The organism is Cellulomonas terrae (assembly GCF_007990265.1).
In the GTDB taxonomy this organism is placed as follows: domain Bacteria; phylum Actinomycetota; class Actinomycetes; order Actinomycetales; family Cellulomonadaceae; genus Cellulomonas; species Cellulomonas terrae.
Window position 1 is genome coordinate 77956 of sequence record NZ_BJWH01000009.1, and the last position, 23732, is coordinate 101687.

The 23732-nt window shown below is 73.0% G+C and carries 22 protein-coding genes; 16 read left to right on the top strand and 6 right to left on the bottom strand.

What is annotated here, in order from left to right; genetic code table 11:
- Window positions 1–62 precede the first annotated feature (62 nt).
- Both CTE05_RS10305 and hemE read right to left on the bottom strand, forming a co-directional pair.
- Window positions 63–1346 carry a protoporphyrinogen/coproporphyrinogen oxidase gene (locus CTE05_RS10305; protein WP_146846042.1) on the bottom strand — a complete coding sequence of 428 codons (1284 nt, stop codon included), beginning with the start codon at window positions 1344–1346 and terminating at the stop codon, window positions 63–65.
- A gap of 2 nt (window positions 1347–1348) precedes the next feature.
- Window positions 1349–2413, bottom strand: a complete 1065-nt coding sequence (gene hemE, locus CTE05_RS10310; RefSeq protein ID WP_146846043.1) for a uroporphyrinogen decarboxylase — start codon at window positions 2411–2413, stop codon at window positions 1349–1351.
- Window positions 2414–2459: 46 nt separating this feature from the next.
- On the opposite strand from hemE, the gene CTE05_RS10315 reads away from it, so the two are divergent.
- Window positions 2460–3725: a glutamyl-tRNA reductase gene (locus CTE05_RS10315; protein WP_146846044.1), complete on the top strand. Its 1266-nt coding sequence runs from the start codon at window positions 2460–2462 to the stop codon at window positions 3723–3725.
- Between the two features lie 142 nt (window positions 3726–3867).
- Here CTE05_RS10315 and CTE05_RS10320 read toward each other — a convergent pair whose 3' ends face one another.
- On the bottom strand, window positions 3868–4740 hold the full coding sequence (locus tag CTE05_RS10320) for a UCP033725 family protein (RefSeq protein ID WP_246123500.1): 873 nt from the start codon (window positions 4738–4740) through the stop codon (window positions 3868–3870).
- Between the two features lie 254 nt (window positions 4741–4994).
- Complete coding sequence (gene purB / locus CTE05_RS10325) at window positions 4995–6422, bottom strand: adenylosuccinate lyase (protein WP_146846045.1); 1428 nt, start codon at window positions 6420–6422, stop codon at window positions 4995–4997.
- A 954-nt stretch (window positions 6423–7376) separates the two neighbouring features.
- On the opposite strand from purB, the gene CTE05_RS10330 reads away from it, so the two are divergent.
- The 7 genes from CTE05_RS10330 (at window position 7377) to CTE05_RS10360 (ending at window position 14226) form a co-directional block, all read left to right on the top strand.
- A complete protein-coding gene (locus CTE05_RS10330; protein ID WP_146846046.1) occupies window positions 7377–9437 on the top strand; it encodes a polymorphic toxin-type HINT domain-containing protein in 2061 nt (686 codons plus the stop codon).
- The gene (locus CTE05_RS10335) at window positions 9434–9928 is read left to right on the top strand and encodes a hypothetical protein (protein ID WP_146846047.1); all 495 of its coding nucleotides are present in this window, start codon (window positions 9434–9436) and stop codon (window positions 9926–9928) included. The genes CTE05_RS10330 and CTE05_RS10335 overlap by 4 nt, the downstream gene beginning before the upstream one ends.
- A gap of 345 nt (window positions 9929–10273) precedes the next feature.
- A complete protein-coding gene (locus CTE05_RS10340) occupies window positions 10274–10993 on the top strand; it encodes a DUF4129 domain-containing protein (protein ID WP_146846048.1) in 720 nt (239 codons plus the stop codon).
- Window positions 10990–11472 carry a hypothetical protein gene (locus CTE05_RS10345; RefSeq protein ID WP_146846049.1) on the top strand — a complete coding sequence of 161 codons (483 nt, stop codon included), beginning with the start codon at window positions 10990–10992 and terminating at the stop codon, window positions 11470–11472. The genes CTE05_RS10340 and CTE05_RS10345 overlap by 4 nt, the downstream gene beginning before the upstream one ends.
- Window positions 11469–12449 (top strand): AAA family ATPase, encoded by a 981-nt coding sequence (locus CTE05_RS10350; protein WP_146846050.1) that lies wholly within the window; start codon window positions 11469–11471, stop codon window positions 12447–12449. Before CTE05_RS10345 ends, CTE05_RS10350 begins: the two co-directional genes overlap by 4 nt.
- Complete coding sequence (locus CTE05_RS10355; RefSeq protein WP_146846051.1) at window positions 12446–13717, top strand: DUF58 domain-containing protein; 1272 nt, start codon at window positions 12446–12448, stop codon at window positions 13715–13717. The genes CTE05_RS10350 and CTE05_RS10355 overlap by 4 nt, the downstream gene beginning before the upstream one ends.
- A complete protein-coding gene (locus CTE05_RS10360; RefSeq protein WP_146846052.1) occupies window positions 13714–14226 on the top strand; it encodes a hypothetical protein in 513 nt (170 codons plus the stop codon). The genes CTE05_RS10355 and CTE05_RS10360 overlap by 4 nt, the downstream gene beginning before the upstream one ends.
- On the opposite strand, the gene CTE05_RS20260 is transcribed toward CTE05_RS10360, so the two are convergent.
- Window positions 14223–15179 carry an EamA family transporter gene (locus CTE05_RS20260; protein WP_186814821.1) on the bottom strand — a complete coding sequence of 319 codons (957 nt, stop codon included), beginning with the start codon at window positions 15177–15179 and terminating at the stop codon, window positions 14223–14225. The two genes, CTE05_RS10360 and CTE05_RS20260, sit on opposite strands and share 4 nt — an antisense overlap.
- Before the next feature lie 90 nt (window positions 15180–15269).
- Between CTE05_RS20260 and CTE05_RS20265 the strand changes: the two genes are divergently transcribed.
- Window positions 15270–15497 (top strand): hypothetical protein, encoded by a 228-nt coding sequence (locus CTE05_RS20265; RefSeq protein WP_186814822.1) that lies wholly within the window; start codon window positions 15270–15272, stop codon window positions 15495–15497.
- Window positions 15494–16990, top strand: coding sequence for a thioesterase domain-containing protein (locus CTE05_RS10370; protein ID WP_146846054.1), 1497 nt, complete (start codon window positions 15494–15496; stop codon window positions 16988–16990). The genes CTE05_RS20265 and CTE05_RS10370 overlap by 4 nt, the downstream gene beginning before the upstream one ends.
- On the opposite strand, the gene CTE05_RS10375 is transcribed toward CTE05_RS10370, so the two are convergent.
- Window positions 16980–17390 carry a phage holin family protein gene (locus tag CTE05_RS10375; RefSeq protein ID WP_146846055.1) on the bottom strand — a complete coding sequence of 137 codons (411 nt, stop codon included), beginning with the start codon at window positions 17388–17390 and terminating at the stop codon, window positions 16980–16982. The two genes, CTE05_RS10370 and CTE05_RS10375, sit on opposite strands and share 11 nt — an antisense overlap.
- A 127-nt stretch (window positions 17391–17517) precedes the next feature.
- Between CTE05_RS10375 and hisC the strand changes: the two genes are divergently transcribed.
- The 6 genes from hisC to CTE05_RS10405 all read left to right on the top strand — a co-directional run bounded on the left by hisC (window position 17518) and on the right by CTE05_RS10405 (window position 23698).
- Entirely contained in the window at window positions 17518–18585 is a 1068-nt protein-coding gene (gene hisC, locus CTE05_RS10380) for a histidinol-phosphate transaminase (protein WP_146846056.1), read from the top strand.
- Between the two features lie 157 nt (window positions 18586–18742).
- Window positions 18743–19876, top strand: coding sequence for a pyruvate dehydrogenase (acetyl-transferring) E1 component subunit alpha (pdhA, locus tag CTE05_RS10385; protein ID WP_146846057.1), 1134 nt, complete (start codon window positions 18743–18745; stop codon window positions 19874–19876).
- The gene (locus tag CTE05_RS10390) at window positions 19873–20859 is read left to right on the top strand and encodes an alpha-ketoacid dehydrogenase subunit beta (protein ID WP_146846058.1); all 987 of its coding nucleotides are present in this window, start codon (window positions 19873–19875) and stop codon (window positions 20857–20859) included. Before pdhA ends, CTE05_RS10390 begins: the two co-directional genes overlap by 4 nt.
- Window positions 20860–20869: 10 nt before the next feature.
- Window positions 20870–22381 carry a dihydrolipoamide acetyltransferase family protein gene (locus CTE05_RS10395; RefSeq protein WP_146846059.1) on the top strand — a complete coding sequence of 504 codons (1512 nt, stop codon included), beginning with the start codon at window positions 20870–20872 and terminating at the stop codon, window positions 22379–22381.
- A gap of 37 nt (window positions 22382–22418) precedes the next feature.
- Complete coding sequence (locus CTE05_RS10400; protein WP_146846060.1) at window positions 22419–23054, top strand: hypothetical protein; 636 nt, start codon at window positions 22419–22421, stop codon at window positions 23052–23054.
- Window positions 23055–23131: 77 nt separating this feature from the next.
- Window positions 23132–23698 carry a hypothetical protein gene (locus tag CTE05_RS10405; RefSeq protein ID WP_146846061.1) on the top strand — a complete coding sequence of 189 codons (567 nt, stop codon included), beginning with the start codon at window positions 23132–23134 and terminating at the stop codon, window positions 23696–23698.
- Window positions 23699–23732: the final 34 nt, after the last annotated feature.

The window sequence follows — 23732 nt, forward strand, 5'->3', positions numbered from 1 at the left end:
GACCTACGACATTCTTCCACCGCTTGCCGACGTGTTGTCAGAAAATGACGAAGGAATTCTGCTCAGATCACGGACCGTGCCGCCGCCCGGGCGTCGGGAACCACCGACGCGACCCCGTTGCCCGCCACCCACGCACCGCAGACGGCCACCCCGGGGAGCCCGTCGACCGCTGCCCGCACGTCCGCGACCACCCGTGCGTGGTCGGCGCTCGGCCGGGGCAGTGCCTGCGTCCACCGGACGGTCGCGTGCCCCTCGAGCTGCGCCGCGGACAGCGGGGTGCCGAGCAGGACGGACGCGTCGCGCAAGGCCAGGTCGGCGTCGGGCGGCACGTCCTGGCCGGCCCGCCCGTACGACAGCCGGACCACGTGCCGGCCCGGCCCGGCGGCCTGCGCGAGCCAGCCCCACTTGGCGGTCGCGTGCGTGAGCGCCTTGGCGGTGACGTCCGTGGCCTCGCGCGCGACGAGCACCCCCGTGCCGCGCGGTGCCGGGTCCAGGGCGGGAGCGTCCAGCACGAGGGTGACCAGCGTGACCTGCGCACCCGGGTCCGGGCGGCCCACGTCCAGCCCGAGCAGGTCGACCGCCGACGGGGTGGCCAGCACCCAGCGGTCGGCACGCTCGTCGTCCAGGGACGTGACCGTCACGCCGGTGCGGACGGCGCCCCCGTGCGCCTCGACGTCCGCGACCAGGGCGTCGACCAGCACGTGCAGACCGCCCGCGATGCCCTGCACGGCCGACCCCGCCGGGGCCGACGCCCGCAGGCTCCGGACCGCCCGCGACAGCGAGCCCCGCTCCCGGCGGAGCGCGTCGGGCAGGCCCGGCGCGACGGCGTCGACCGTGAGGTCGTCGGGGTCCGCGGCGTGCACCCCGCCGACCACCGGGCGCACCAGCCGGTCCAGGACGCGAGCCCCCATGCGGCGGCGGACCAGGTCACCGAGCGAGGACGCCTCGGTGGCCGGGAGCACCGCGTCCAGGCTCGCGCGCGCGGCGCCGACGAGCCCGAGCGTCCGGCGCGCGGCCCAGGGGTCGGTGGGGATGCCCAGCAGGCCCGTGCGCGGCAGCGGGCCGTCACCGTGCGGGAGGTGCACCCAGGCGCCGTGCGGCTCGGGCGTCCGGATGCGGTCCGCGAGGCCCAGCTCGCCCAGCAGCGCCGCCACGGTACCGCCGCGCGTGGCATAGGACTCGGCCCCCGCGTCGAGCCGCAGACCGGCCACCGTGTGCCCGGCGACCGCACCGCCGAGCGTGTCCCGCGCCTCCAGGACGAGCGTGCGCAGACCGTCGTGGGCGAGCTCGCGCGCGGCGACGAGCCCCGCGATCCCGCCGCCGACGACGACCGCGTCCCAGGTCATCGTCAGATCTCGTGGACCAGCTGGGCGACGCGCGTCAGGACGGTCGGGTCGGTCTCCGGCGGGACGCCGTGACCGAGGTTCACCACGTGCCCGGGGGCCACCGAGCCGCGGGCGACGACGTCGCGGACGTGCGCCTCCAGCACCGGCCAGGGCGCCGCCAGCAGCGCCGGGTCGATGTTGCCCTGCAGCGGTGTGGTGCCGCCGAGCCGCCTGTTCGCCTCGTCCAGCGGCAGCCGGTAGTCGACGCCGACGACGTCCGCGCCGACGTCGCGCATCGCCGCGAGCAGCTCGCTCGTCCCGGTGCCGAAGTGGACCTTCTTCACGTCGAGGTCGGCGACGTGGCTCAGCGCCCGGGCCGACGCCGGCGCGACGTGCGCGGTGTAGTCGGCCAGGCTCAGCGAGCCCGCCCACGAGTCGAAGAGCTGCGTCGCGCTGGCCCCGGCGAGCACCTGCGCGCGCAGGAACGCCCCCGTCACGTCCGCCGCCCACTGCGTCAGCGCCGTCCAGGTGGCCGGGTCCGCGTGCATGAGGGTCCGCGCAGCCAGGTGGTCCCGCGACGGGCCACCCTCGACCAGGTACGCGGCGAGCGTGAAGGGTGCGCCCGCGAAGCCGATCAGGGGCGTCTCGCCGAGGGCGTCCACCGTCAGCGCGACCCCGTCCGAGACCGGCTGCAGCGCCTCCGGGGTCAGCGGCCCGAGGTCGCGCAGCCGGGCCACGTCGTCCGCGGTGCGCACGGCGGACCCCATCACCGGACCGACGCCCGGCGTGATCTCCACGTCGACACCCGCGAGCTTGAGCGGCACGACGATGTCCGAGAAGAAGATCGCGGCGTCCACGTCGTGCCGGCGCACCGGCTGCAGCGTGATCTCGCTGGCGAGCGCCGGGTCCAGGCAGGCGTCGAGCATCGCGGTGCCGACGCGCGCCGCACGGTACTCGGGCAGCGACCGGCCGGCCTGTCGCATGAACCACACCGGCCGTCGCGACGGCACCTGGCCGGAATACGCACGGACCAGCGAAGAATTCTTCGTGCGGCCGTCGACGAGGGGGTGCGAGGAAGGAAGGTTCACGTCGCCGATTGTGCCGGACAATTGTCGAGATGATTAACTCGGGCACGTGGTGCTGCTGTCCCTCGCCGCCAGTCACCACGACCTCGACCTCGATGTGCTGGAACGTCTCTCGTCGGACGTCCACGCCGTCGCGTCCGAGCTCGTGGGCTCGACGGCCCACAGGTTCGTGTCCGGTGCCGTCGTCCTGGCGACGTGCAACCGGTTCGAGCTGTACCTGGAGGTCGACGACGCGGCGGACACCCCGTCGGCCCGCGCCGCCGCCGCCCAGGCTGTCGCCGACCGGTCCGGCTACACCGCCTCACAGGTCGACACACACCTGCGCGTCCGGACCGGCACCGACGCCGCGGCCCACCTCTTCTCCGTCGCCAGCGGCCTCGACTCGATGGTCGTCGGCGAGCGCGAGATCCAGGGGCAGGTCCGCCGCGCCCTGACCGCGGCCCGTCGCGACGGCACGACGACGTCCGGCCTCGAGTCCCTGTTCCAGGCGGCGTCCCGCGTGTCCCGGCAGGTCGAGACCCGCACCGGGCTCGGCGCCACCGGCCGCTCCGTGGTCGGCGTCGCCCTCGACATCGCCGAGCGCGAGCTGCCCGACTGGTCCGAGGTCCGCTGCGTGCTCATCGGCACCGGCTCCTACGCGGGCGCGTCGCTGGCCGCCCTCAAGGCCCGCGGCGCCGGTGACATCCGGGTGTACTCCGCCTCCGGACGTGCTCGCGCGTTCGCGGCGGCCCGGGGGGTCCGGTCGCTGCCCGCGTCCGCCGACCTCGCCGTCGAGGTGTCCGACGTCGACCTCGTCGTCGCGTGCAGCGGCGCCGCCGGGGCGGTGCTCGGCGTCGACGCGCTCGCGTCCGCGCGGCAGGGTTCCGCGTCCCCGCTCACCGTCGTCGACCTCGCGCTGCGGCACGACGTCGACCCCGGCGTCCGCTCCCTGCCCGGCGTCCGGCTCGTCAGCCTGCACACCGTCGCCGAGCACGCGCCCGCGGAGCACGCCGCCGTGCAGGCTGCCCACGACGTGGTCATCGCGGCCGCGGAGGCCTACGAGGCCGACCGCCGGGTCCGCGAGTGGAACCCCGCGGTCGTCGCGGAGCGCACCCGGGTCCTCGGGGGCCTGGAGGCAGGCCTGAGCGGGCTGCCCGAGGACGCCCGGGACGAGCGGGCCGAGCGTGCCCTGCGCCGGCGCACCCGCGCCCTGCTGCACGCCCCGACGGTCCGGGCCCGCGAGGCGGCACGCGCCGGGGACGCGATGACGTACGCGGCCGCGCTGACGGAGCTCGCGTCGATCCCGGTGCCGACCGTGGTGGCCGAGGCGCGCTGAGCTGCGTCGACCTGCGGGACTCGGTGCTGGAGAAAGAGCGTGCCGGGCCTGGACGGGGGGGAGGGCCAGGCCCGGCACGCGTCCCGTGAGGGTCACATCACGCTGGCGTGACCCTGGTTACGGAACCCTCGGAGCGGCGCGCTCAGGAGCGCACCACCTGCTGTCGGGGGGCAGCAGGCCCGGGGGCCCAGGTGTGGGGGACCACCTGGTTGGTCTGGATGTCGGTGAGCTCGGCGGCATAGACGATGCCTTCGTACACGCCGGCCTCGACCCGGGTGAGGTGGAGACGCTCGGCGCGCTCGATGTCGTCGCCGAGGTGCGAGATGCGGGCGACCACGTAGCGCTGGGCGTCCTGCCACTGGTCGACGACCCGGACGCTGAGGCCGTTCCAGCGGGCCGTCAGGTCCAGCTCGAAGAGCTCGGTGACGTCCTCGCGGGCGACGCGGCGGTACCAGCGGCCCGACGGGGACTGGTGGAAGCCCGTCTCGGCGAGGGGCGGGTTGGCCAGGGCGAGGACGACCGTGTGACCGCTGTCGACGACGTCGGCCTCGAGGTAGGCGCCGTGCCACTTGGCGACGGGCCCGACGCAGCGGGACAGGGACGCGAGCGACGGGCGGGGGGCGCCCAGCTGCGTGACCGTCCAGCCGGCGCCGACGTCGCCGTAGCGGGCCAGCAGCGTGGAGGTGCCGTTGTCGTAGATGCGGACCAGCTCGGCGCCCGGGGGGATGCGCGAGTGGCGCAGCCACCAGAGCGGGAGGATGTAGCCGGGCACGTCGCGGTACTGCAGCTGGGGGGATGACTCGAAGCGCAGGACGTCGATCGAGCGGTCGTAGGGGCTGAAGGGCGAACCCTCGTAGCCGAGACCGTGCACCTCGAACAGCTGCGCCGGGGTCGTCGCGAAAGCAACGTCCTCGGCACGCACCACGTACCCCGCCAGACGGTCATGGCCCGCGGTGAGGTGAGCGCGGGTGAGCGCTGGCGTGATCGCCTTCTGCATGAGCGTCACGATGGGCATCCTTGCCAGAAAAGGGGTGAACCGGATGTTTCAGACCGGTCGGTGCACGATTGTGCAGGGCATACCGGGCACCTGTCCAGAAGCGGTCACTCTTTCGGATGAAATCGCAGGTCAGACGGCCTGGGAGCGATCCCGTCGAAGCGCTTCCGCTTCTGCCCGCGCGTCGACAGAAGGTGGAGGCAAAACGCCGATCGTTCACCCGTTCGGAGCAGTGGGGGGTGGACGGTCCGGCTGATCGGGTGTAGCGCCCCCGCTCAGGCGTCGAGGTAGGCCACGAGCTCGTCGGCGAGCCCGGTGTACGACGCCGGCGTGAGGTCGGCGAGCCGCGCCGCGACGTCGTCGGGAAGCCCCAGCCCACCGATGAACTCGCGCATGTCCGCGGCCGTCAGGCGGCGGCCACGGGTCAGCTCCTTGAGCCGCTCGTACGGGTTCTCCATGCCGGTGACACCCGCGACGGACGCGGCGCGCATGGCCGACTGGACGGGCTCTCCGAGGACCTCCCAGTTCTCGTCGAGCTCCCGCGCCAGCAGCGCCTCGTCGACCGACAGCGCCCGCAGCCCGCGCGCCACGTTGTCGATGGCGAGCAACGAGTGCCCGAACGCCGGACCGATGTTGCGCTGCGTGGTCGAGTCCGTCAGGTCGCGCTGCAGCCGGCTGGTCACCAGGGTGCTGGCCAGCGTGTCCAGCAGGGCCGACGAGAGCTCGAGGTTGGCCTCGGCGTTCTCGAACCGGATCGGGTTCACCTTGTGCGGCATCGTCGACGAGCCCGTCGCCCCCGCCACCGGGATCTGGATGAAGACCCCGCGCGAGATGTACGTCCAGACGTCCGTGGCCAGGTTGTGCAGCACGCGGTTGAACCGCGCGACGTCCGCGTACAGCTCCGCCTGCCAGTCGTGCGACTCGATCTGCGTGGTCAGCGGGTTCCACGTCAGGCCCAGGTGCTCGACGAACGCCTTGCTGACCGCGGGCCAGTCCGCCCCCGGCACCGCCACGACGTGCGCGCCGTACGTGCCCGTCGCGCCGTTGAGCTTGCCCAGGAACTCGTCATTGCCGATCCGCGTGAGCTGGCGCCGCAGGCGGTGCGCGAGCACGGCCAGCTCCTTGCCGAGCGTCGTCGGCGTCGCCGGCTGCCCGTGCGTCAGGGCGAGCATCGGCTGGTCCTTGAGCGACCGCGCGAGCTCGGCCACCTGGTCGACGAGCGCCATCGCGGCCGGCGCCCACACGTCCTGCACCGCACCGCGGACCATCAGCGCGTACGAGAGGTTGTTGATGTCCTCGCTGGTGCACGCGAAGTGCACCAGCTCGCCCACGTCACGCAGCGCCGACCCCTCGGGCGCAGCCGCCAGCCGGCTCTTCAGGAAGTACTCGACCGCCTTGACGTCGTGCACGGTGATCTTCTCGATCGCCGCCAGCTCCGCCACCTCGTCAGGCCCGAACGTCGCGACGACGTCCCGCAGGTACGCCACGTCCGCGTCGGTCAGCCGCGGCGCCCCCGGGACGACCTCGTGCTGCGTCAGGTGGATCAGCCACTCGACCTCGACGTGCACCCGCTCCCGGTTCAGCGCCGCCTCGCTCAGGTGGTCGACCAGCGGCGCGACCGCGGCGCGGTAGCGACCGTCGAGGGGGCCGAGGGCGATGGGCGGGGTGACGTCCGCGAGCCGGACACGTGCGGGGGAGGTCATGAGGGCATCATCCCAGAGCGGCCGGAACGGCCTCGGCCGTGTCCGAAGGGTGTGATGCCGGCCCCCACTCGCCGGGAGTACGAGGCCCGCGAGATCGGGGGCATCCTGCCAACGAATACCCATACGGTCATCTCCGACAGGTTCGGGGGCGTCATCACGATGCACCCCGGGTTGCCGAGATAAGGCGGCGCATCATGGGGATGACGGCTCACGTCAGGGACTTCCGCGGAGAGATCCTTGATCGCGGAGGACGTGACGTTCGCGAGTTGGTTGACGCTGCGCGCCGGGCTGGTCTGCCCTTCTTGGCGAACGTCGATGAGTACGACGACACGGTCTTCAACAGGATGCAGGCGGCCGTCGTTGCTGACGAACTACATGAGTTGTCTCATCGGGGTCTGGGAGGTCCCATCTTCGACGAGGTGCTTCAGATGATCGGGCGGACTCAGGAGCGGCCGCACCGGTATCTGGTGTTCAACGGCGACTAACGCCGTGACTGGAGGCTCCGCTGTTGGCTTCGGTCGGCGGCGGGGCCTTCGTCGCGTGACGGCCTATCCGGCTCCGGTGAAAAGGCGGAGTTTGGTGTTGGCGACGAGGGGAGGGGCTGAGCGCGGCCCCGCGCGAGATGGTCTGCCCTTGCCAGCGCGTCGGGGATCCGGTTCGGCCCCGCCATCGCTTTGACCACCGGTGCCGCCTCGGCGACCTCGAGTCCGGTGGCGGTGACGTAGACGGCCCGCGTCGCGATGCCGCGCAGCACCTCGGCGGCGTGCGTTGCGGTGCGGAACGGAGTCTTCGCGACGCCGATGACCGGTACGCCGATTGCCTCGGAGGCGCGCGCCCCGAGCCCGGGTCGGCCGTGGGGGTCGAGGGTGACGTAGCCGTCGATGACCAGCAGATCAAGATGGGAGCCGAGGTCGAGGACTGCTCGGATGCACGGGAAACTACGACGCGGCGAACATGCCCGAGTGGATGGGTTCCGGCCTGGGCACCGGTGACGTCACGCGGACCTTCTCCTACCCCGCCAGCGGCACGGGCAGCGTCCGCCCGCACGCGGTGACCGGCACCACGCTCGTCGACTCGACGACCACGCGCTCGTTCACCTACGGCTACGACGCGTCTGGCAACACGACGTCGCGCCCCAACGACGCCGGCGTCCAGCAGACGCTCACCTGGGACGTCGAGGGGCTGCTGCGCAGCGTCCAGACGGCCGGCAGCGGCACCGACACCTACCTGTACGACGCGTCCGGGCAGCGCCTGGTCCGGCGCCAGGGCGGAGCGCGCACCGTGTACCTCCCCGGTGGCCAGGAGGTCACCGCGTCGGCGACCGGCGTGGTCACCGCGACCCGGTACTACTCGTTCAACGGCCAGACCGTCGCCGTGCGGACGGGCCCGAAGGGCGGCGACGTCTCCACCCTCGTACCGGACCCGCAGGGCACGTCCGAGGTCGCGGTCTCGAACGCGACGAACGTGCTGACCCAGCGTCGTGACGACCCGTACGGCAACGCCCGCGAGACCGTGTCGACCACGTGGCCCGGTGACCGTGGCTACCTGGGCAAGCCGCTCGACACCAGCGGCCTGGTGCAGATGGGCGCGCGCTACTACGACTCCCTGATCGGGCGGTTCCTCTCCGTCGACCCCGTGATGGACCTGAACGACCCGCAGCAGTGGGCGGCGTACTCGTACGCGAACAGCAACCCCGTCGCGAACTCCGACCCGACTGGCCTGTGGCCGAGCCTGGGCAAGGCCAAGTCGTGGCTGACGAGCAAGGCCCGCGCCGGGGCGTCGGCCGTCGGCAAGTTCGTGGTCAAGTACCAGGCCGAGATCATCGGTGGTGTCGTGGGGGCGGCTGTCGGCGTCGGGTGCCTGGTGGGCACAGCGGGCTGGGGAAGCGTCGCGTGCTTCGCGGCGGCCGGGGCTGCTGGCGCGGCCGTGACGAACCTGTGGAAGTCGAAGGTTCAGAAGACCGAGGCTTTCTCCTGGGCCGCTCTTGGCCGTGACGTGGCCATCGGTGGCGCTCTCGGGGCCCTCGGTTCCATTGGCAGAGGCCTGATGACGATCCCGGGTGTGCGGTCGGCGGTGACATCCGCCACGAGCACTGCCTCGGCCGCGGTGGTCGGAGCGGCAGCCAGGGCGTCGTCGGCGACCTCGAGTGCAGCGCAGGCCGTCGCACGAGGGGCGGCGAAGGCCGCGACAAACACCGCAACCGCGGTCAAGTCGAGACTTCAGTCCTCGCCGAGCTCCTCCATTGGGCAGACGGCTGCACGGTCATGCTCCTTCGTCGGCTCCACTCTCGTGCTGATGGTCGACGGTTCAACGAAGCCCATCGAGCAGGTTGACGTCGGAGATCAGATTCTCGCGACGGATCCCGAAACGGGTGAGCAAGGAGCGCGCGAGGTCACGCATGTATTCGTCCACGATGACATCGTCGTTGACCTCCTGCTCCAAGACGGCACGGTACTTGGCACGACGGAGGACCACCCATTCTGGTCGGAGACCGAGGGGCGGTTCGAGCGCGCGGATGAGTTGTCCGTCGGCGAACGCGTCCTCACTGCTCGCGGAGAGTCGATCGCGGTCTACGGTCTTTCAGCAGCGAGTTCGCGAGTGGAGCGGGCGTACAACCTTGAGGTCGAGGGTGTCCACACGTACCATGTGGGCGAGCGAGAGGTCCTTGTTCACAATACCTGCTTGACCGCCCTGAAGGGTTGGCAGAGTCAACGATTCCAGTTCGCAAACGCAACATTCCAGCTCGACAAGCGCGGTTTTACGCACGTACTTCAGCGACACCACCCCACGTTTTGGGACGGCTCCGTGAAGCCTAGGCAGTCATTCTTCGATGAGTCTATGTCGATTGACGATGTGCAGTCGGCGATCGGCGCGGTGGCTCGACAGAATCGGGAGCAACTTATTCGCATCGGTGCTGGCACGGACCAGGTCCAGGGTTCAGTTAATGGGGTCAATTACGTGCTCGGTGTTTCACGGGGTCGAATTGGCCAGTTCTACCCCGGAGCCTTGCCATGAGTCGGGTCCGCGTCGAGAGTTATGTGCGCGTTCAGGGTGCTTTTCGGCCTATTCGCAGCGTCCAGCGGTACGACGACAGCACGGAGCATGTCCCCGGAGCAATCAGCCTCCTCGTGGATGAGGTTGAGCTTCTCGGCGTCGAGCTGTGGGACGACGTGAACTGGCTCTGGCCATATGTGGTGAAAGCTCTCGACGACTGCAGGCGGACGGGCTCCGGGAAGCGGTACTTTCCTGACCAGCCGATCGCCTTCGAAGCCAAGAAACTGCCGCGAGCTGGCAGCGTGCTTCTGACCGTTCGTGACGCTGGGTCGCTGCATCGTTCCGTCAGGGCGCCACTCGGCGAGCTGTATGAAGAGGTTGGCAGGGCCGGCCTGGACTTCTTTCAGGAACTGCGTCGTCTCTGTGGCGTTCTCGAGCTTCCGGTCGCCTCCGAGAAGGACGAAGCGACGATGCGAACCTGGTTGGCCGATAGCCCGAAAAGCAATGTCTGAATTCGGACGGCAAGCGCGGGACGGCGGGCGTCGAGTGTGCCTCAGTCCCCAGCGTTGCGAGTTTCCGACCCAAGCTAGATTCGAACTGGGGTGTCTCCGCGGTCGAGTTTGAGTCACCAGTCCGTCCGGGAATCATTCGCTCATCTCGCCTACCCGACAACTCGCCCGGCGTGGCGTGCGGAGTCGGTGTGCGGTGTGCGCTCAGGGCGGAGGCGGGACGGGGCTTCGGCGTCGATGCGCTGCGCCTGATCTCCGCCTGGTGACGGGTCCGGGCCCGCAGAGCACGTCCCGTCAGTAGCCTGTGCGGACCGGCGCACCCCGTCGGCCCCGACGACGAGGAGCCCCGTGGCGACGCAGGCGCGCAGGCCCGGTGCGGCGCTGCTGGTCGGTGCGTTCGTCGTCGTCGCGGTGATCGGGTCCGCGCTGGCGGGGCCGTTCCGGCTGGTGCAGCGGAACGCGGACGGCGGCCCGTTCGTCATCCCCACGTTCGCCCCGCCGACGACCACGGGGACCCCGATCCCGGTCGAGCAGGCGCTCGACGGCGACCGGGTCGACCCGCAGGTGCAGCGCTGGGTCTACCTCGTCGTCCTCTTCGTCGCCGCCCTGCTGCTGGCCGTCGCGCTCGGCCTGCTGGTCCGGTGGATCCGACGGCTGCTCGACCAGCGGGCGCCGCACGACACCGACGCCGCCGACCCGGACGTCGAGCTCACCGGGGACGTCCAGGACGCTGCGACGCCGGCGCTGCGCGAGGGCGTCCGGCGGGCGGCGCAGGTGCTCGAGGAGGAGGTGCCGCCGGGTGACGCGGTGATCGCGGCCTGGGTGGCGCTCGAGGCATCAGCGCAGCGCAGCGGGCTGGTGCGTGACCGCGCGGAGACGGCGACGGAGTTCACGGTCGAGGTCCTCGACACGACGCGGGCGGACCCCGGGGCGACCCGCGTCCTGCTGGACCTGTACCTGGCGGCGCGATACTCCGAGCATGTCCTCACGCCCCGCGACGTCGACCAGGCCCGCACGAGCCTCGCGGCGATCGCCGACGACCTGACCCGGCGGGCGGACGACGCATGAGGTGGGACTGGCGGCCGCCCCTGGGCTTCGTCATCGGTGCCGTCACGTGCCTGGCGGGCGGGCTCACGGCGGCGTCGTCGGGGCTCGTCGGTCTGCTCGTCGCGGCGGTCGTGCTGCTGCTCACGCGGCTCGACGGCGCACCCGACCCCGGTTGGGAGCGCAGGCACTACGACCGCCGGCACGGTGCCCGCGGGGAGGTGCAGGACCTCGCGTGGGCGATGGTCGGCCGGGACGGGCGGGTGGGTGAACGCGCCCTGCGGCAGCTGCGCGACGTGGCGCGGAGCAGGCTCGCGCGGCACGGACGCGCGATCGACGACGCCGACATCGAGCAGGTCCTCGGCGCGCGCGCCCACCGCACCCTGACCCGCACCCGGTCGCCGCTGCCGAGCGTCGCCGACCTGCGGCACACCCTCGACGTGCTCGACCGCCTCGGACCGAGGCGCACACCGACCGACGACCCTGGGAGCCCCCCGTCATGACCGAGCAGCCCACCACCCTGACCGTCGCGCAGGTCGCGGACCGCGGGAGCGCGGTGCTCGACGAGGTCGCGACGCTCGTCGTCGGCATGCGCGAGCCGCTGAAGGTCGCGCTCGCGGCCATCCTCGGCGGCGGGCACGTCCTGTTCGAGGACGTGCCCGGGCTGGGCAAGACGCTGGCGGCCAGGAGCCTGGCGACCGCGCTGGGCCTGTCGTTCCGGCGCGTGCAGTGCACCCCCGACCTGCTGCCGTCGGACATCACCGGGTCGAGCGTCTTCGACCCGGCGACGGCGTCGTTCGCGTTCCGGCCCGGCCCGGTGTTCGCCGGGCTGCTCCTCGCCGACGAGATCAACCGGACCGCCCCGAAGACGCAGTCGGCCCTGCTGGAGGCGATGGCCGAGCGGCAGGTCACGGTCGACGGCGAGACGTACCCGCTGCCCGACCCGTTCCACGTCGTCGCCACGTCGAACCCCGTCGAGTACGAGGGCACGTACCCGCTGCCGGAGGCGCAGCTCGACCGGTTCATGGTCCGCGTCGCGGTCGGCTACCCCGAGCGCGACGCCGAGGTCGACGTGCTGTCCCGTCGGCTCGCCCGCCGGCAGGAGATGGGGTCGGTGCGGACCGTCGTCGACGCCGCTACGCTGCGCTCGATGCAGGCCGGCGTCGAGGCCGTGACGGTCGACGGCGACATCCTGCGGTACTGCGTCGACCTCGCCGCGGCCACCCGCGCGCACGACGCCGTCGAGGTGGGTGCCTCGCCGCGCGGGTCGCAGGCCCTGGTGCTCGTCGCGCGGTCGCTCGCGGTGCTGTCCGGCCGGGACTTTGTGACGCCCGAGGACGTCAAGGCCGTGGCGGTGCCCGCGCTGGCCCACCGGCTCTCGCTGACCCCGCAGGCGTGGGCGACGGGCGCGGCGCCGCAGAAGGTCGTCGCCGACGTGCTGACGCACGTCGCGGGCCCGACGACGGCTCGGCGCACATGACCTGGGTGCGCTCGCGCGCGGCGACGGCCGGGGTCGCGGCCGGCGTGGCGCTGGTGGTGCTCGGTGCGCTGCTCGGGCGACCGGACGTCGCGGTCCTCGGTGCGGCTCCGCTGGTCGCCGGGGTGCGGGACTGGCGCCGACGTCCGTCGGTCGACCCGACCGTGCGGCTGGAGGCGTCCGACGCGCCGCCGACCGCGGGCGCACTGCCCGCCGACGTGGTCGTCACGTCCCCGTCGGGCGTGCTCCTCGGGGCGCGCCGCGGGTCGCGCGTGCTGTTCGACGCGTGGGTGCAGGTCGACGGCACGCGTCGCCTCCCGATGGTCGTGCGCACCGTCCGCACCGGTCCGCAGGAGCTCGCCCTCGTCGACGTGCAGGGCGTCGGGCCCGGGGCCGCGAGCGTGTCCGAGCCCAGCCCGCCGGCGTCCCGCTCCGCCCTCGTGCTGCCCGCCCCGCGTCCCCTGGGCGAGCTGCCCCTGCCGCCGCGGCTGCGCGGGCTGACCGGCGCCCACGAGTCGCGGCGGCCCGGCGAGGGCGGGGGGCTGCGCGACGTGCACCCGTTCGCGCCCGGCGACCGGCTGCGGCGGATCGACTGGCGCGTCACCGCGAAGCGGGCCCCTGACCTGCACGAGCTCTACGTCCGGCGCGAGCACGCGCTCGCGGAGGCGGTCGTCGTGCTCGTCGTCGACTCCCGCGACGACGTCGGCCCCGACCCCATGACGTGGCGCGGCTCGATCCCGCCGAGGGCCGACGAGCCCACGTCGCTCGACCTGGCGCGCCAGGCGGCGACATCGGCCGCGCAGGGCTTCCTCAACCTCGGCGACCGGGTGGGGCTCGACGACCTCGGCGCGGTGCGGCGACCGCTGCCGCCCGGTGGGGGTCGACGACAGCTCGACCGCATCCGGCACGCCCTCGCCCTGACGCGGCCCGAGGGGGACCCGCTGCGCCGCCTGCGGGCCCCGCAGATCCCGTCGGGCGCCCTGGTGATGCTCTTCTCGACGTTCCTCGACGACGAGGCCGCGCTCGTCGCCTCCGTGTGGCGCCGCGCCGGGCACCGCGTCGTCGCCGTCGACGTGCTGCCGACCCTGCGCGAGCGGCACCTCGGGGACCGGGAGCGGCTCGCGATGCGGATGATCCGGCTCGCGCGCGAGGACCGGCTGGCCGAGCTGGCGGACCTCGACATCGAGCTGGTGACGTGGCGGGAGTCGCCGGACGTGGCGCTCGCGTCGCTGGCTCGGCGGGCGCAGCGCCGGGCGGGGGCGGCGCGATGAGCGAGGTGACCGTCGAGCTGGTCCGGCCGCTGCCGGCGTGGCTCCTGCGCGCGGTGGCCGGGTTGCTCGGCGCGGCGACCCTGCTGGTCGCGTTCGCCGGGACACGGCCCCACCCGCTGCTCGTCGCCGCGTTCGTGGCCTTGGTCGTCGCCACCGTGGTGGTCCCCGGCCTCGGCCTGGCTGCGCTCGTCGTCCTGGCCGCCGGGACCGGCGTGGTGGCCCATGACCCGCCCGCGCTGGGCGTCGTCATGGTGCTGGTCCTGCTGGTGCACCTGACGCTGTGGGCGGGCGCGCTCGCCGCGCGGACGTCGTGGCGGACGCGGGTCGAGCTCGGTGTCGTCGTGCACGGGCTGCGGGACGTGGCGGCCGTGCAGGTCGGGGCGCAGGTGCTGGCCGTGGTGGCGACGGTGCTCGCCGGTGTGACGCTCGGGGACGGCGACCTGTGGCGCGCCGTCGCGCTCGTCGCGGTCATCACCGCGGCGGCGCTGCTCCTGCCGCGGCAGCTCTAGGTGGCGACGGTGTCGGGCAGCATCGCGCGATCGCGCCCGCTGCGGGCCGTCTCGGCCAGGATCACGCCGCCGATGACCACCGCCCCGCCCACCAGCTGCACCGGCGTCATCGACTCGCCCAGCACCACCCACGCGGTCGCCGACGCCGCCACCGGCTCCACCATCCCGAGCAGCCCCGCCCGGGCCGCCCCGACCCGCTGGATCCCCACCAAGAACATCAGGTAGGGCGCGACGGTGCCCAGCAGGATGATCCAGACGACGAACACCCACATGGGCGGGTCGAGCGCGGTCCCGGGGACGGGGACGTCGCTGCCGAGGGTGCTGGTCGGGAAGGTCCACAGCGGCTGCAGGACCACCCAGAACAGGGCCGCGAAGCCGAGCGACCACGCGTGGGTGGTCAAGGGGTCGCGCGTCGTGAGCAGGCGGTCACCGAGCAGGTAGTACGTGGCCAGCGCGACGGACGCCCCGACGGCGGCGAGCAGCCCGACCGCGTCGAGCGTGACGTCGTCGCCCACCTGCGCGACGAGCGTGAGCCCCGCGAGGCACGCCGCCAGAGCCCACCAGACCCGCTCCCGCACCTGCTCCCGGAACACGAACCGCGCCCAGAGCGCGACGATGAGCGGCGCGGTGTACTCGATCAGCAGCGCCAGCCCGACGGGCAGCCGGCTGATGGCGACCAGGTAGAACCACTGCACCAGCGCCACGCCGACGACGCCGAGCAGGGCCAGCACGGCGACCTCGCGGCGGCTCGTCGGCCGGAGCCTGCGCGGGGACACGACGAGCGCGGCGGCGACGAGCACGACCGCCGACCCGAGGCAGCGCAGCTCGACCAGGCGGGTGGGGCCGAGGCCCGCGTCCATCGCCAGCTTGGCGACCGTCCCGTTGACGGCGAACAGGAGCGAGCCGGCGACCACGGCGAGCACACCGAGCGCGGAGGAGGTGGGCCGTGGCACCGCGCGATCGTAACGATCGAGCCGCCCACAGCCCCGCACCCCCCACAGGTGCCCGACCGCCGGCGCACCCTCGTTCGTAGCGTCTCGGCCATGCCTCGTGCCGACGGTCTGCCCCTGGTCCTGCGAGCGCTCGACGACGTCGAGAGCGCGTCCCGGTCGCTGCGCGGCGCCGCGACGATGTCGTGGACGTCCGAGGCGGCGGACCGGTTCCGCACCGCCCTCGACGAGGCGCACGGCTGTGTGTACGCGGTGCAGGTCTCGGTCGAGCGGACCGTGCAGCCGGTCGCCGCGGCCGACCTCGGGACGGTGGGCCTGTGAGCGAGCACCCGAGCAGCGGGTACCGCGTCGTCGGCGGTCCCGGGCCGACGGTCGCCGACCTGGAGGAGCTCGCGTACACGTGCCGGCTGCTTGAGGACGCGGCCGCCCGGCTCGACACCGCTTCCTGGACGCTGATGCGGGCGGCGCAGTCGTGCGACCCGCTGAGCCCGACCGGGATCGAGGCGCGGCGGGTCCTGACCGCAGTGTGCGAGGGGTCCAGGTCGCCGTGGCGGGCTGCCGACCGCCTGCGCGAGCTGGCGGCTGCGCTGCGACGCACGATCGAGCTGTACACGGAGGCCGAGTCGTTCGCGCACCGGGCGCTGCGCGGCGGGATCGTCGCGGTGTCGAGCGAGCTCGGGGAGCGGCCGCTCCTGGCGGGGATCCTGGCAGCGGCTGGGACGGTGGCCGTCGCAGGGGTGGCGGGCGCCGTGATCGCCGGCAGCGCCGTGCGGTCGGCGGTGCTCCGGCGGCCGGACCCCTTCCTGCCTCTGCTCAAGCAGGGCGTGCATCGCCTCGTGGAGTGGGTACCGGGTGCCTTCACGGCCGATGATCGCGTCGAGCTGCAGATGCTCGCGCTCGGTTCGTTCGTTCGTTCGGCCGCTCCCGGGCGGCAGATCCCGACCCTGCGACCGGTTCCTGAGGGTGCCGGCCATCTGTTCGGACTCGTGCCGCCCGCCGGGCCCACCGCCGTGCTCCTGCGCGCGAACCCGCCCCAGCTCCCCGCGCCGCGGAGCGTGGCGGAGGTCCTCGACAACGTTGCGCTCAGCTACGACAACGGGGGTGCCCCGCACTCGCTGGCCGTGCCCGAGGGTGTGGTCTCCGTGCAGATGCTCACCCACCCGGACGGCACCCGGTCGTGGGTGATCGAGATCCCCGGTACGGAGGACTGGGGCCTCAACGGCTGCAACCCGTTGGACGCGACGACCGACGGCCGTCTCCTGGCGGCGCTGGCCGACGACATGACGGACGCGGTGCTCGACGCGATGCGGCTGTCCGGCATCGGGCCGGACGAGCCGGTCATGCTGGCCGGCCACAGCCTGGGCGGGATGGTCGCCATGTCGGTCGCGGCGGCCGTCGGTGGGGCGTACTCGGTGCGAGCCGTCGTGACGGCCGGTGCGCCGGACATCCCCCGGCCGGTGCCGTCGGGGGTCCAGGTGCGCCACTACCGGCACGACGAGGACGTCGTCCCCCAGTTGGACGGCACGCCCAACCAGACGAGCGCGAGCGTCACGGTGGTGACCAGGGACCTGGCGACCAGCGGCGGGCCGGCGGCCCCGACCCTCGTCGAGGCGCACGCGATGAGTCGCTACGTGGAGACCGCGGACGAAGCCGAGAAGGAGCTGGCGGGGATCCCGGGCATGCGGGCGTTCGACGCGGCCGCCCGGGACGTGCTCGGGCCGGAGGGGACGACGGCGGTCACGCGGCAGTTCCAGGTGACGCGGGACCCGGCCGTCGTCGCCGCGCAACCGCCACGGCTCTGGCCTAGTAGCTGACCTCGGTGGACGAGGAGCGCTCCACGCGCGGGCCGGGGATGAGGACGGAGAGGACCAGGCTGACGATCGAGATGATGATGGCGGCCCAGCACGCGACGCCGAAGTTGTCGATCCGCAGTCCCCAGTCCGTCGCCTCGGTGATCCACGCGGTGAGCATGAGCATGAGGGCGTTCACGATGATGGTGAACAGGCCGAGGGTCAGGATGTACAGCGGGATCGAGATGAACGCGACGATCGGCTTGACGATGGCGTTCACCAGGCCGAACACGAGCGCGATGAGCAGGATGACGCCGAGCGTCTCCCAGTTGCTGTCCCCGCCGACGATCGACAGGCCGGGCAGGATCAGCGTCGCGAACCAGATGGCGACGGCGTTGATGAGCACGCGGACGAGGAAGGCCATGCACCGATCCTGCCACCGGCGGCCGGGCCCCGTCCCGCGGCGCGCTGTCGGGTTCGTCCCCTCCGGCGGCACGGTCGGGTGGCGTCCGCTCCGCGGTGCCCGCGGCGGGCGGTGGCATGCTGAGCCCGTGACCCGCGTCCCCCTGCGTCCGGCCCTGGCAGACCTGCCGCCCTACGTCCCCGGGGCCCGCGTCCCCGTCGGCGCCGCGGCGTTCAAGCTGTCCTCCAACGAGAACCCGTACCCGCCCCTGCCGTCGGTGGTGCTCGCCATCTCCGACGCGGCCGAGGACATCAACCGGTACCCGGACATGTACGCCACCGAGCTGGTCGGGGCCATCGCGGCGTCGCTGCAGGTGGCGCCCGAGAACATCGTGGCCGGGTGCGGCTCCGTCGCGGTGCTCGGGCACGTGCTGACCGCGGTGTGCCAGCCGGACGACGAGGTGGTCGTACCGTGGCGCTCGTTCGAGGCGTACCCGATCGCGGTGACGCTCGCGGGTGCCCGGGGCGTGCACGTCCCGGTGGGCGAGGACGGGCGGCTCGACCTGGAGGCGATGGCCGCGGCCGTCACCGAGCGGACCAAGGTCGTGCTGGTGTGCACGCCCAACAACCCGACCGGCCCTGCGGTCCACGCCGACGAGCTGGCCACGTTCCTGGCGGCGGTGCCCAAGGACGTGCTCGTCGTGCTCGACGAGGCCTACGTCGAGTTCGTCCGCGACCCGGAGGCGCCCGACGGCCTGGCCGTCTTCGCCGACCACCCGAACGTGGTGCTGCTGCGCACGTTCTCGAAGGCGTTCGGGCTGGCCGGTCTCCGGGTCGGCTACGCGGTCGCGCGTCCTCGCCTCGCGGCGGGGATCCGGGCGGCGTCCACCCCGTTCGGCGTCTCCCACGTCGGCCAGCTCGCCGCGCTCGCGTCGCTGCGTGCGACGGTCGAGCTCATGACCAGGGTGGAGGCGATCGTCACCGAGCGTGCTCGGCTGCTGGCCGGACTGCGGAGCCAGGGCTGGACCGTCCCGGACAGCCAGGCCAACTTCGTCTGGCTGCCGCTGGGCGACCACGCGGCGGCGTTCGCGGAGCGCTCCGGGCGCGCCGGGGTGCTCGTGCGCCCGTTCCAGGGGGACGGGGTCCGGGTGAGCGTCGGGGAGCCCGAGGCGACCGACCTGCTCCTGGAGATCACCGGGGAGTGGCTCGCGCGCTGAGCGGGTGGGGGGTGGTGTGGAGACCCGACAAGGGCGCACGCTGAGGCTTGTCCGGGTACTTCTCGCGCAACCTACGGTGCCGTAGCCTACGCTGTCGTAGGTTTCGAGCCTCACCCCGGCGCGGCCCACCCGCCGCTGCACCGAGAAGGAGAACCGCGTGGTCCCGAACGGCCCCCAGACCGACGACGGCCTCGTGCAGCTGCTGACCCCGACCGGGCAGCGCACCGCACACCCCGACTACGACCCACGCATCGCCCACCTCGACGCCGACGCCCTGCGCGCGCTCTACCGCGACATGGTGCTGGTGCGCCGGTTCGACAACGAGGCGACGTCGCTGCAGCGCCAGGGCGAGCTCGCGCTGTACGCGCAGTGCCTCGGCCAGGAGGCCGCGCAGATCGGCTCCGGCCGCGCGCTGGCCCCGCAGGACCAGGTGTTCCCCAGCTACCGCGAGCACGGCGTGGCCTACACGCGCGGCGTCGACCTCGCGGACGTGCTGCGGCTGTTCCGCGGCATCGACCACGGCGGCTGGGACCCGACGGCGTACGGGTTCCACCTGTACACGCTGGTCATCGGCTCGCACACCCTGCACGCCACGGGCTACGCGATGGGGCTGCAGCGCGACGGCGCGGTCGGCACGGGCGACCCGGCGCGCGACTCCGCGGTCGTGACGTACTTCGGCGACGGGTCGACGTCGCAGGGTGACGTCAACGAGGCGCTCGTGTTCGCCGCGGTGAACAACGCCCCGGTGGTCTTCTTCTGCCAGAACAACCAGTGGGCCATCTCCGAGCCCACCAGCCGGCAGTCCCGCGTCCCGCTGGCCGACCGCGGTCCCGGCTTCGGCATCCCGAGCGTCCGGGTGGACGGCAACGACGTCCTGGCCACGTACGCGGTGACCGCCGAGGCGCTCGAACGGGCACGTTCCGGCGGGGGCCCGACGTTCATCGAGGCGTTCACGTACCGGATGGGCGCGCACACCACCTCCGACGACCCGAGCCGCTACCGCTCGGCCGCCGAGGAGGAGTACTGGCGCCAGCGCGACCCCATCGACCGGCTCCGGCTGCACCTGGAGGACCGCGGCGCGCTGCCGCAGGACTTCCTCGACACCCTGGCAGCCGAGGGCGACGCGCTCGGTGAGCGCATCCGGACCGCGGTCCGCGCGATGGGCCGCCCGTCGGCCGCGTCGATGTTCGAGCACGTGTACGCGACGCCGAACTCCGTCGTGGAGGCGGAGCGGCAGTGGTTCGAGTCCTACGAAGCGTCGTTCCTCGAGGGTGAAGGCAGCCACCGATGACCACCATCACGTTCGCCAAGGCGATCAACCACGGCCTGCGCAAGGCGCTCGAGCAGAGCCCCAAGGTGCTCCTCATGGGCGAGGACATCGGGGCCCTCGGTGGCGTGTTCCGCGTGACCGACGGGCTGCAGAAGGACTTCGGGCAGGACCGCGTCGTCGACACCCCGCTGGCCGAGTCCGGCATCGTCGGGACCGCGATCGGCCTGGCGCTGCGCGGCTACCGGCCCGTGTGCGAGATCCAGTTCGACGGCTTCATCTTCCCGGCGTTCGACCAGATCACGACGCAGCTGGCCAAGATGCACTACCGGTCGAAGGGGCGGCTCACGCTCCCCGTCGTCATCCGCGTGCCGTACGGCGGCGGGATCGGCGCGGTCGAGCACCACAGCGAGTCGCCGGAGGCGCTGTTCGCGCACACCGCCGGCCTGCGGGTGATCAGCCCGTCCAGCCCCGCCGAGGCGTTCACGATGATCCAGCAGGCCATCGCCTCGCCGGACCCGGTGCTGTTCTTCGAGCCGAAGGGCCGCTACTGGGAGAAGGGCGCGGTCGACCTGGACGCCGCCGTCGACGCGCCGCACCCGGCGCTCGACTCCGCGAAGGTCCTCCGCCCCGGCACGGACCTCACGCTCGTCGCCTACGGACCGACCGTGCAGACCGCGCTCAAGGCCGCCGAGACTGCCGCCGCCGAAGGCACGTCGATCGAGGTCGTCGACCTGCGGACCCTGTCGCCGCTCGACACCGCCACGGTCGCCGCGTCGGTCCAGCGCACCGGCCGCTGCGTCGTCGTGCACGAGGCCCCCGTCCTGTACGGCACGGGCGCCGAGGTGGCCGCGCGCATCACCGAGGACTGCTTCTTCCACCTGGAGGCACCCGTCCTGCGCGTCGGCGGGTTCCACACCCCGTACCCGGTGGCCAAGATCGAGCACGACTACCTGCCCGGGCTCGACCGCGTCCTCGACGCCGTCGACCGCTCGCTGGCCTTCTGAGGAGACCCCCGTGCCGACCTTCCAGCAGTTCCCGCTCCCGGACGCGGGCGAGGGCCTGACCGAGGCCGAGATCGTCGCCTGGCACGTGGCCGTCGGCGACACCGTCGAGGTCAACCAGACGATCGTCGAGATCGAGACCGCGAAGTCGCTGGTCGACCTGCCGAGCCCGTGGGCCGGCGTCGTCACGCGCCTCCTGGTCGAGCCCGGCCAGACCGTCGACGTCGGGACGCCGATCATCGAGGTCGACACGGATCCGACGGGTGCGGCCCCCGACGTCGAGGCCCCCCCGAGCGTCACGTCCCCGTCCGGCGGTGCCGTCGAGCACGGCCACCACGGTGGGGGGAACCGGCACGCGGGAGTCGAGCCCGGGGGTGCCGACGAGATCGCGGCGGCACGCGCGGGCCGCGCACCCGAGCCCGAGGCCCGACCCGCCGCGCGCGAGGCGGTCCTCGTCGGCTACGGGCTCGCCGAGCCCGCCGCCGGCAGGCGCGGCCGGATCGCGGACGGCTCGGCGGCCAGCCCTGCGCAGCCGGCGGGCGCCGCAGCAACGCCGTCGGCATCCGTCGTCGCGTCGTCGCCCCGCGTCTCCGCCACCTCCTCGCAGCGCGAGGCCACCCGCCACGCGCTCGCCAAGCCGCCGGTCCGCAAGCTGGCGCGTGAGCTGGGCGTCGACCTGGACTCGATCTCCCCGACGGGCCCGGGCGGCATCGTGACCCGCGAGGACGTGCTCGGGCGCGCGGCGCAGGCCGAGGCGCGGACGCTGGCCACGTACCCGGGCGACGACGCGCCCTGGCTGGCCAGCGGCACGGTCTCCTCCGACGGCCGCCAGACGCGCGTGCCCGTGAAGTCGGTGCGCAAGCGGACCGCGGAGGCGATGGTCGCGAGCGCGTTCACCGCCCCGCACGTCACGGTGTTCCACACGGTCGACGTCACGAAGACGATGAAGCTGGTCGAACGCCTGCGGGCGGACCGCGAGTTCGCCGACGTCCGGGTCACGCCGCTGCTCATCGCCGCCAAGGCGCTGATGCTCGCCGTGCGCCGGCACCCGGAGATCAACGGGAGCTGGGACGAGGCGACGCAGGAGATCGTCTACAAGCACTACATCAACCTCGGGATCGCGGCGGCGACCCCCCGCGGGCTCGTCGTGCCCAACATGAAGGACGCGCACCGCCTGAACCTCAAGGACCTCGCCGGCGCGCTCGCGGACCTGACGGCGACCGCGCGGGCGGGCAAGACGTCGCCCACGGACATGTCCGACGGCACCATCACGATCACGAACGTCGGCGTGTTCGGCATCGACACGGGCACGCCGATCATCAACCCGGGGGAGGCGGCGATCCTCGCGTTCGGCGCCATCCGGGAGCAGCCGTGGGTGCACAAGGGCAAGATCCGGGTCCGGCACGTCACGCAGCTCGCGCTGAGCTTCGACCACCGGCTGGTGGACGGGGCGCTCGGGGCGCAGGTGCTGGCCGACGTCGCGCGCGTGCTGCACGACCCGTCGCACGGCCTCGTGTGGGGCTGATAGTCGGGGATCATCCGAGTCGTGTGACACTCGCCGGATGATCCGGACCCTCACCGAGGACGACGCCCTCGACCTGGAACGGGTCGGCTACGAGCGCGGGGACGTGCTGCGGGCGGTCACGGGCCGGCCCGACGCGCACCGCTACCGGCTCGACCCGACCAACCCGCTGGTCGTCGACGGCCTGGTGCTGCTGGAGGAGGACTCGGGCGCGTTCCGGTTCCTCGACACCCTCCGCGTCCCGCTGACCGTGCGGGACCTGCGCCGGTTCCGGGTCCTGGTGAAGGTGTCCGAGGCGGACCGGACCGGCGGGGAGGCGGCGGGCGTCGCGTCGCAGCCGACGACCCCGGACCTCGTCGACCTGCGGGACGACGCCCTCGACAACGACCTGGTCGACGGCGTCGACTTCGCGATCGGCGCGACCGCCGCCACCGAGGCCATCACGTTCGAGGACGGGTACGTCGTCGGCTACCGGGACGCCGGGACGACCACGACCCTGTTCACGTCGCGGTCGTTCGCGCAGGCGCGCGCGGTGTTCCTCGACGAGGCGTGCTGGCTCGGGGCCGAGCGGGGGCGCGGTCCGTACGTCGGTCGCGACCAGGCGGTCGGCACCGAAGGCTGGACGTCCGCGCAGGTCGTGGCGGCGTACGAACGGCGGTTGCTCGAGGGCGTCTGAGGAGCGGACTGCACAACCGGGCGTCGAGCCGCGTTCTAGGGGGGTACGCCCATCCGCTCGCAGCTCCGGAGGACCCCATGGACGCCAGCACCACCCACCACCGCCCCACCACCCGCCGCTTCGTGGCCGTCGGAGTCGTCGCGGTCGGCCTGTGCGTCGTCGGCACCGGTGTCGCGGCCGCGGCCGCGCCGACGTCGGCCCTGTCCCGGTCGGTCACCGAGATCCTGCAGTCTGCGGGCGTCGACTGGTCGTCGATGCCGGACGGGTACACCCCCGAGCAGTACGAGGCGTTCTGGGGTGCGGGGTACTCCACAGAGGACGTCGAGGCGCTCGGCGCGCTGTGGAACCTGGAGGCGACCGAGACCAAGGCACGGGCGGGGCAGCTGATCCTCGACGGGCAGCCGGTGCCGGTGGCGCCGACGGGCTCCGCGACGTCGGACGCGGACGACGAGGGTGCGGTCCTGCTCTCGGACGAGCAGTTCGAGGCGTTCTGGGGCGCCGGGTACACCGAGGAGGACATCGAGGCGCTCGGGGCGATCTGGAGCACGGAGTACGTGGAGACGAAGGCGCGTGCCGGGCAGATGATCCTCGACGGGCAGACTCCTCCCGTGGCCCCCACCGGCACGCCCGCCGGCCAGTCCTGAGCCCGTCGCCCGGCACGACCCTTCGGGAGGAGCA

What these genes read in the sequence shown, in the direction of transcription:
- CTE05_RS10305 (WP_146846042.1), bottom strand. Translation starts at nt 1,346, where the DNA reads ATGACCTGGGACGCGGTCGTCGTCGGCGGCGGGATCGCGGGGCTCGTC.
- CTE05_RS10320 (WP_246123500.1), bottom strand. Translation starts at nt 4,740, where the DNA reads ATGCCCATCGTGACGCTCATGCAGAAGGCGATCACGCCAGCGCTCACC.
- purB (WP_146846045.1), bottom strand. Translation starts at nt 6,422, where the DNA reads ATGACCTCCCCCGCACGTGTCCGGCTCGCGGACGTCACCCCGCCCATC.
- CTE05_RS10330 (WP_146846046.1), top strand. Translation starts at nt 7,377, where the DNA reads ATGCCCGAGTGGATGGGTTCCGGCCTGGGCACCGGTGACGTCACGCGG.
- CTE05_RS10335 (WP_146846047.1), top strand. Translation starts at nt 9,434, where the DNA reads ATGAGTCGGGTCCGCGTCGAGAGTTATGTGCGCGTTCAGGGTGCTTTT.
- CTE05_RS10345 (WP_146846049.1), top strand. Translation starts at nt 10,990, where the DNA reads ATGAGGTGGGACTGGCGGCCGCCCCTGGGCTTCGTCATCGGTGCCGTC.
- CTE05_RS10350 (WP_146846050.1), top strand. Translation starts at nt 11,469, where the DNA reads ATGACCGAGCAGCCCACCACCCTGACCGTCGCGCAGGTCGCGGACCGC.
- CTE05_RS10355 (WP_146846051.1), top strand. Translation starts at nt 12,446, where the DNA reads ATGACCTGGGTGCGCTCGCGCGCGGCGACGGCCGGGGTCGCGGCCGGC.
- CTE05_RS10360 (WP_146846052.1), top strand. Translation starts at nt 13,714, where the DNA reads ATGAGCGAGGTGACCGTCGAGCTGGTCCGGCCGCTGCCGGCGTGGCTC.
- CTE05_RS20265 (WP_186814822.1), top strand. Translation starts at nt 15,270, where the DNA reads ATGCCTCGTGCCGACGGTCTGCCCCTGGTCCTGCGAGCGCTCGACGAC.
- CTE05_RS10375 (WP_146846055.1), bottom strand. Translation starts at nt 17,390, where the DNA reads ATGGCCTTCCTCGTCCGCGTGCTCATCAACGCCGTCGCCATCTGGTTC.
- CTE05_RS10390 (WP_146846058.1), top strand. Translation starts at nt 19,873, where the DNA reads ATGACCACCATCACGTTCGCCAAGGCGATCAACCACGGCCTGCGCAAG.
- CTE05_RS10400 (WP_146846060.1), top strand. Translation starts at nt 22,419, where the DNA reads ATGATCCGGACCCTCACCGAGGACGACGCCCTCGACCTGGAACGGGTC.
- CTE05_RS10405 (WP_146846061.1), top strand. Translation starts at nt 23,132, where the DNA reads ATGGACGCCAGCACCACCCACCACCGCCCCACCACCCGCCGCTTCGTG.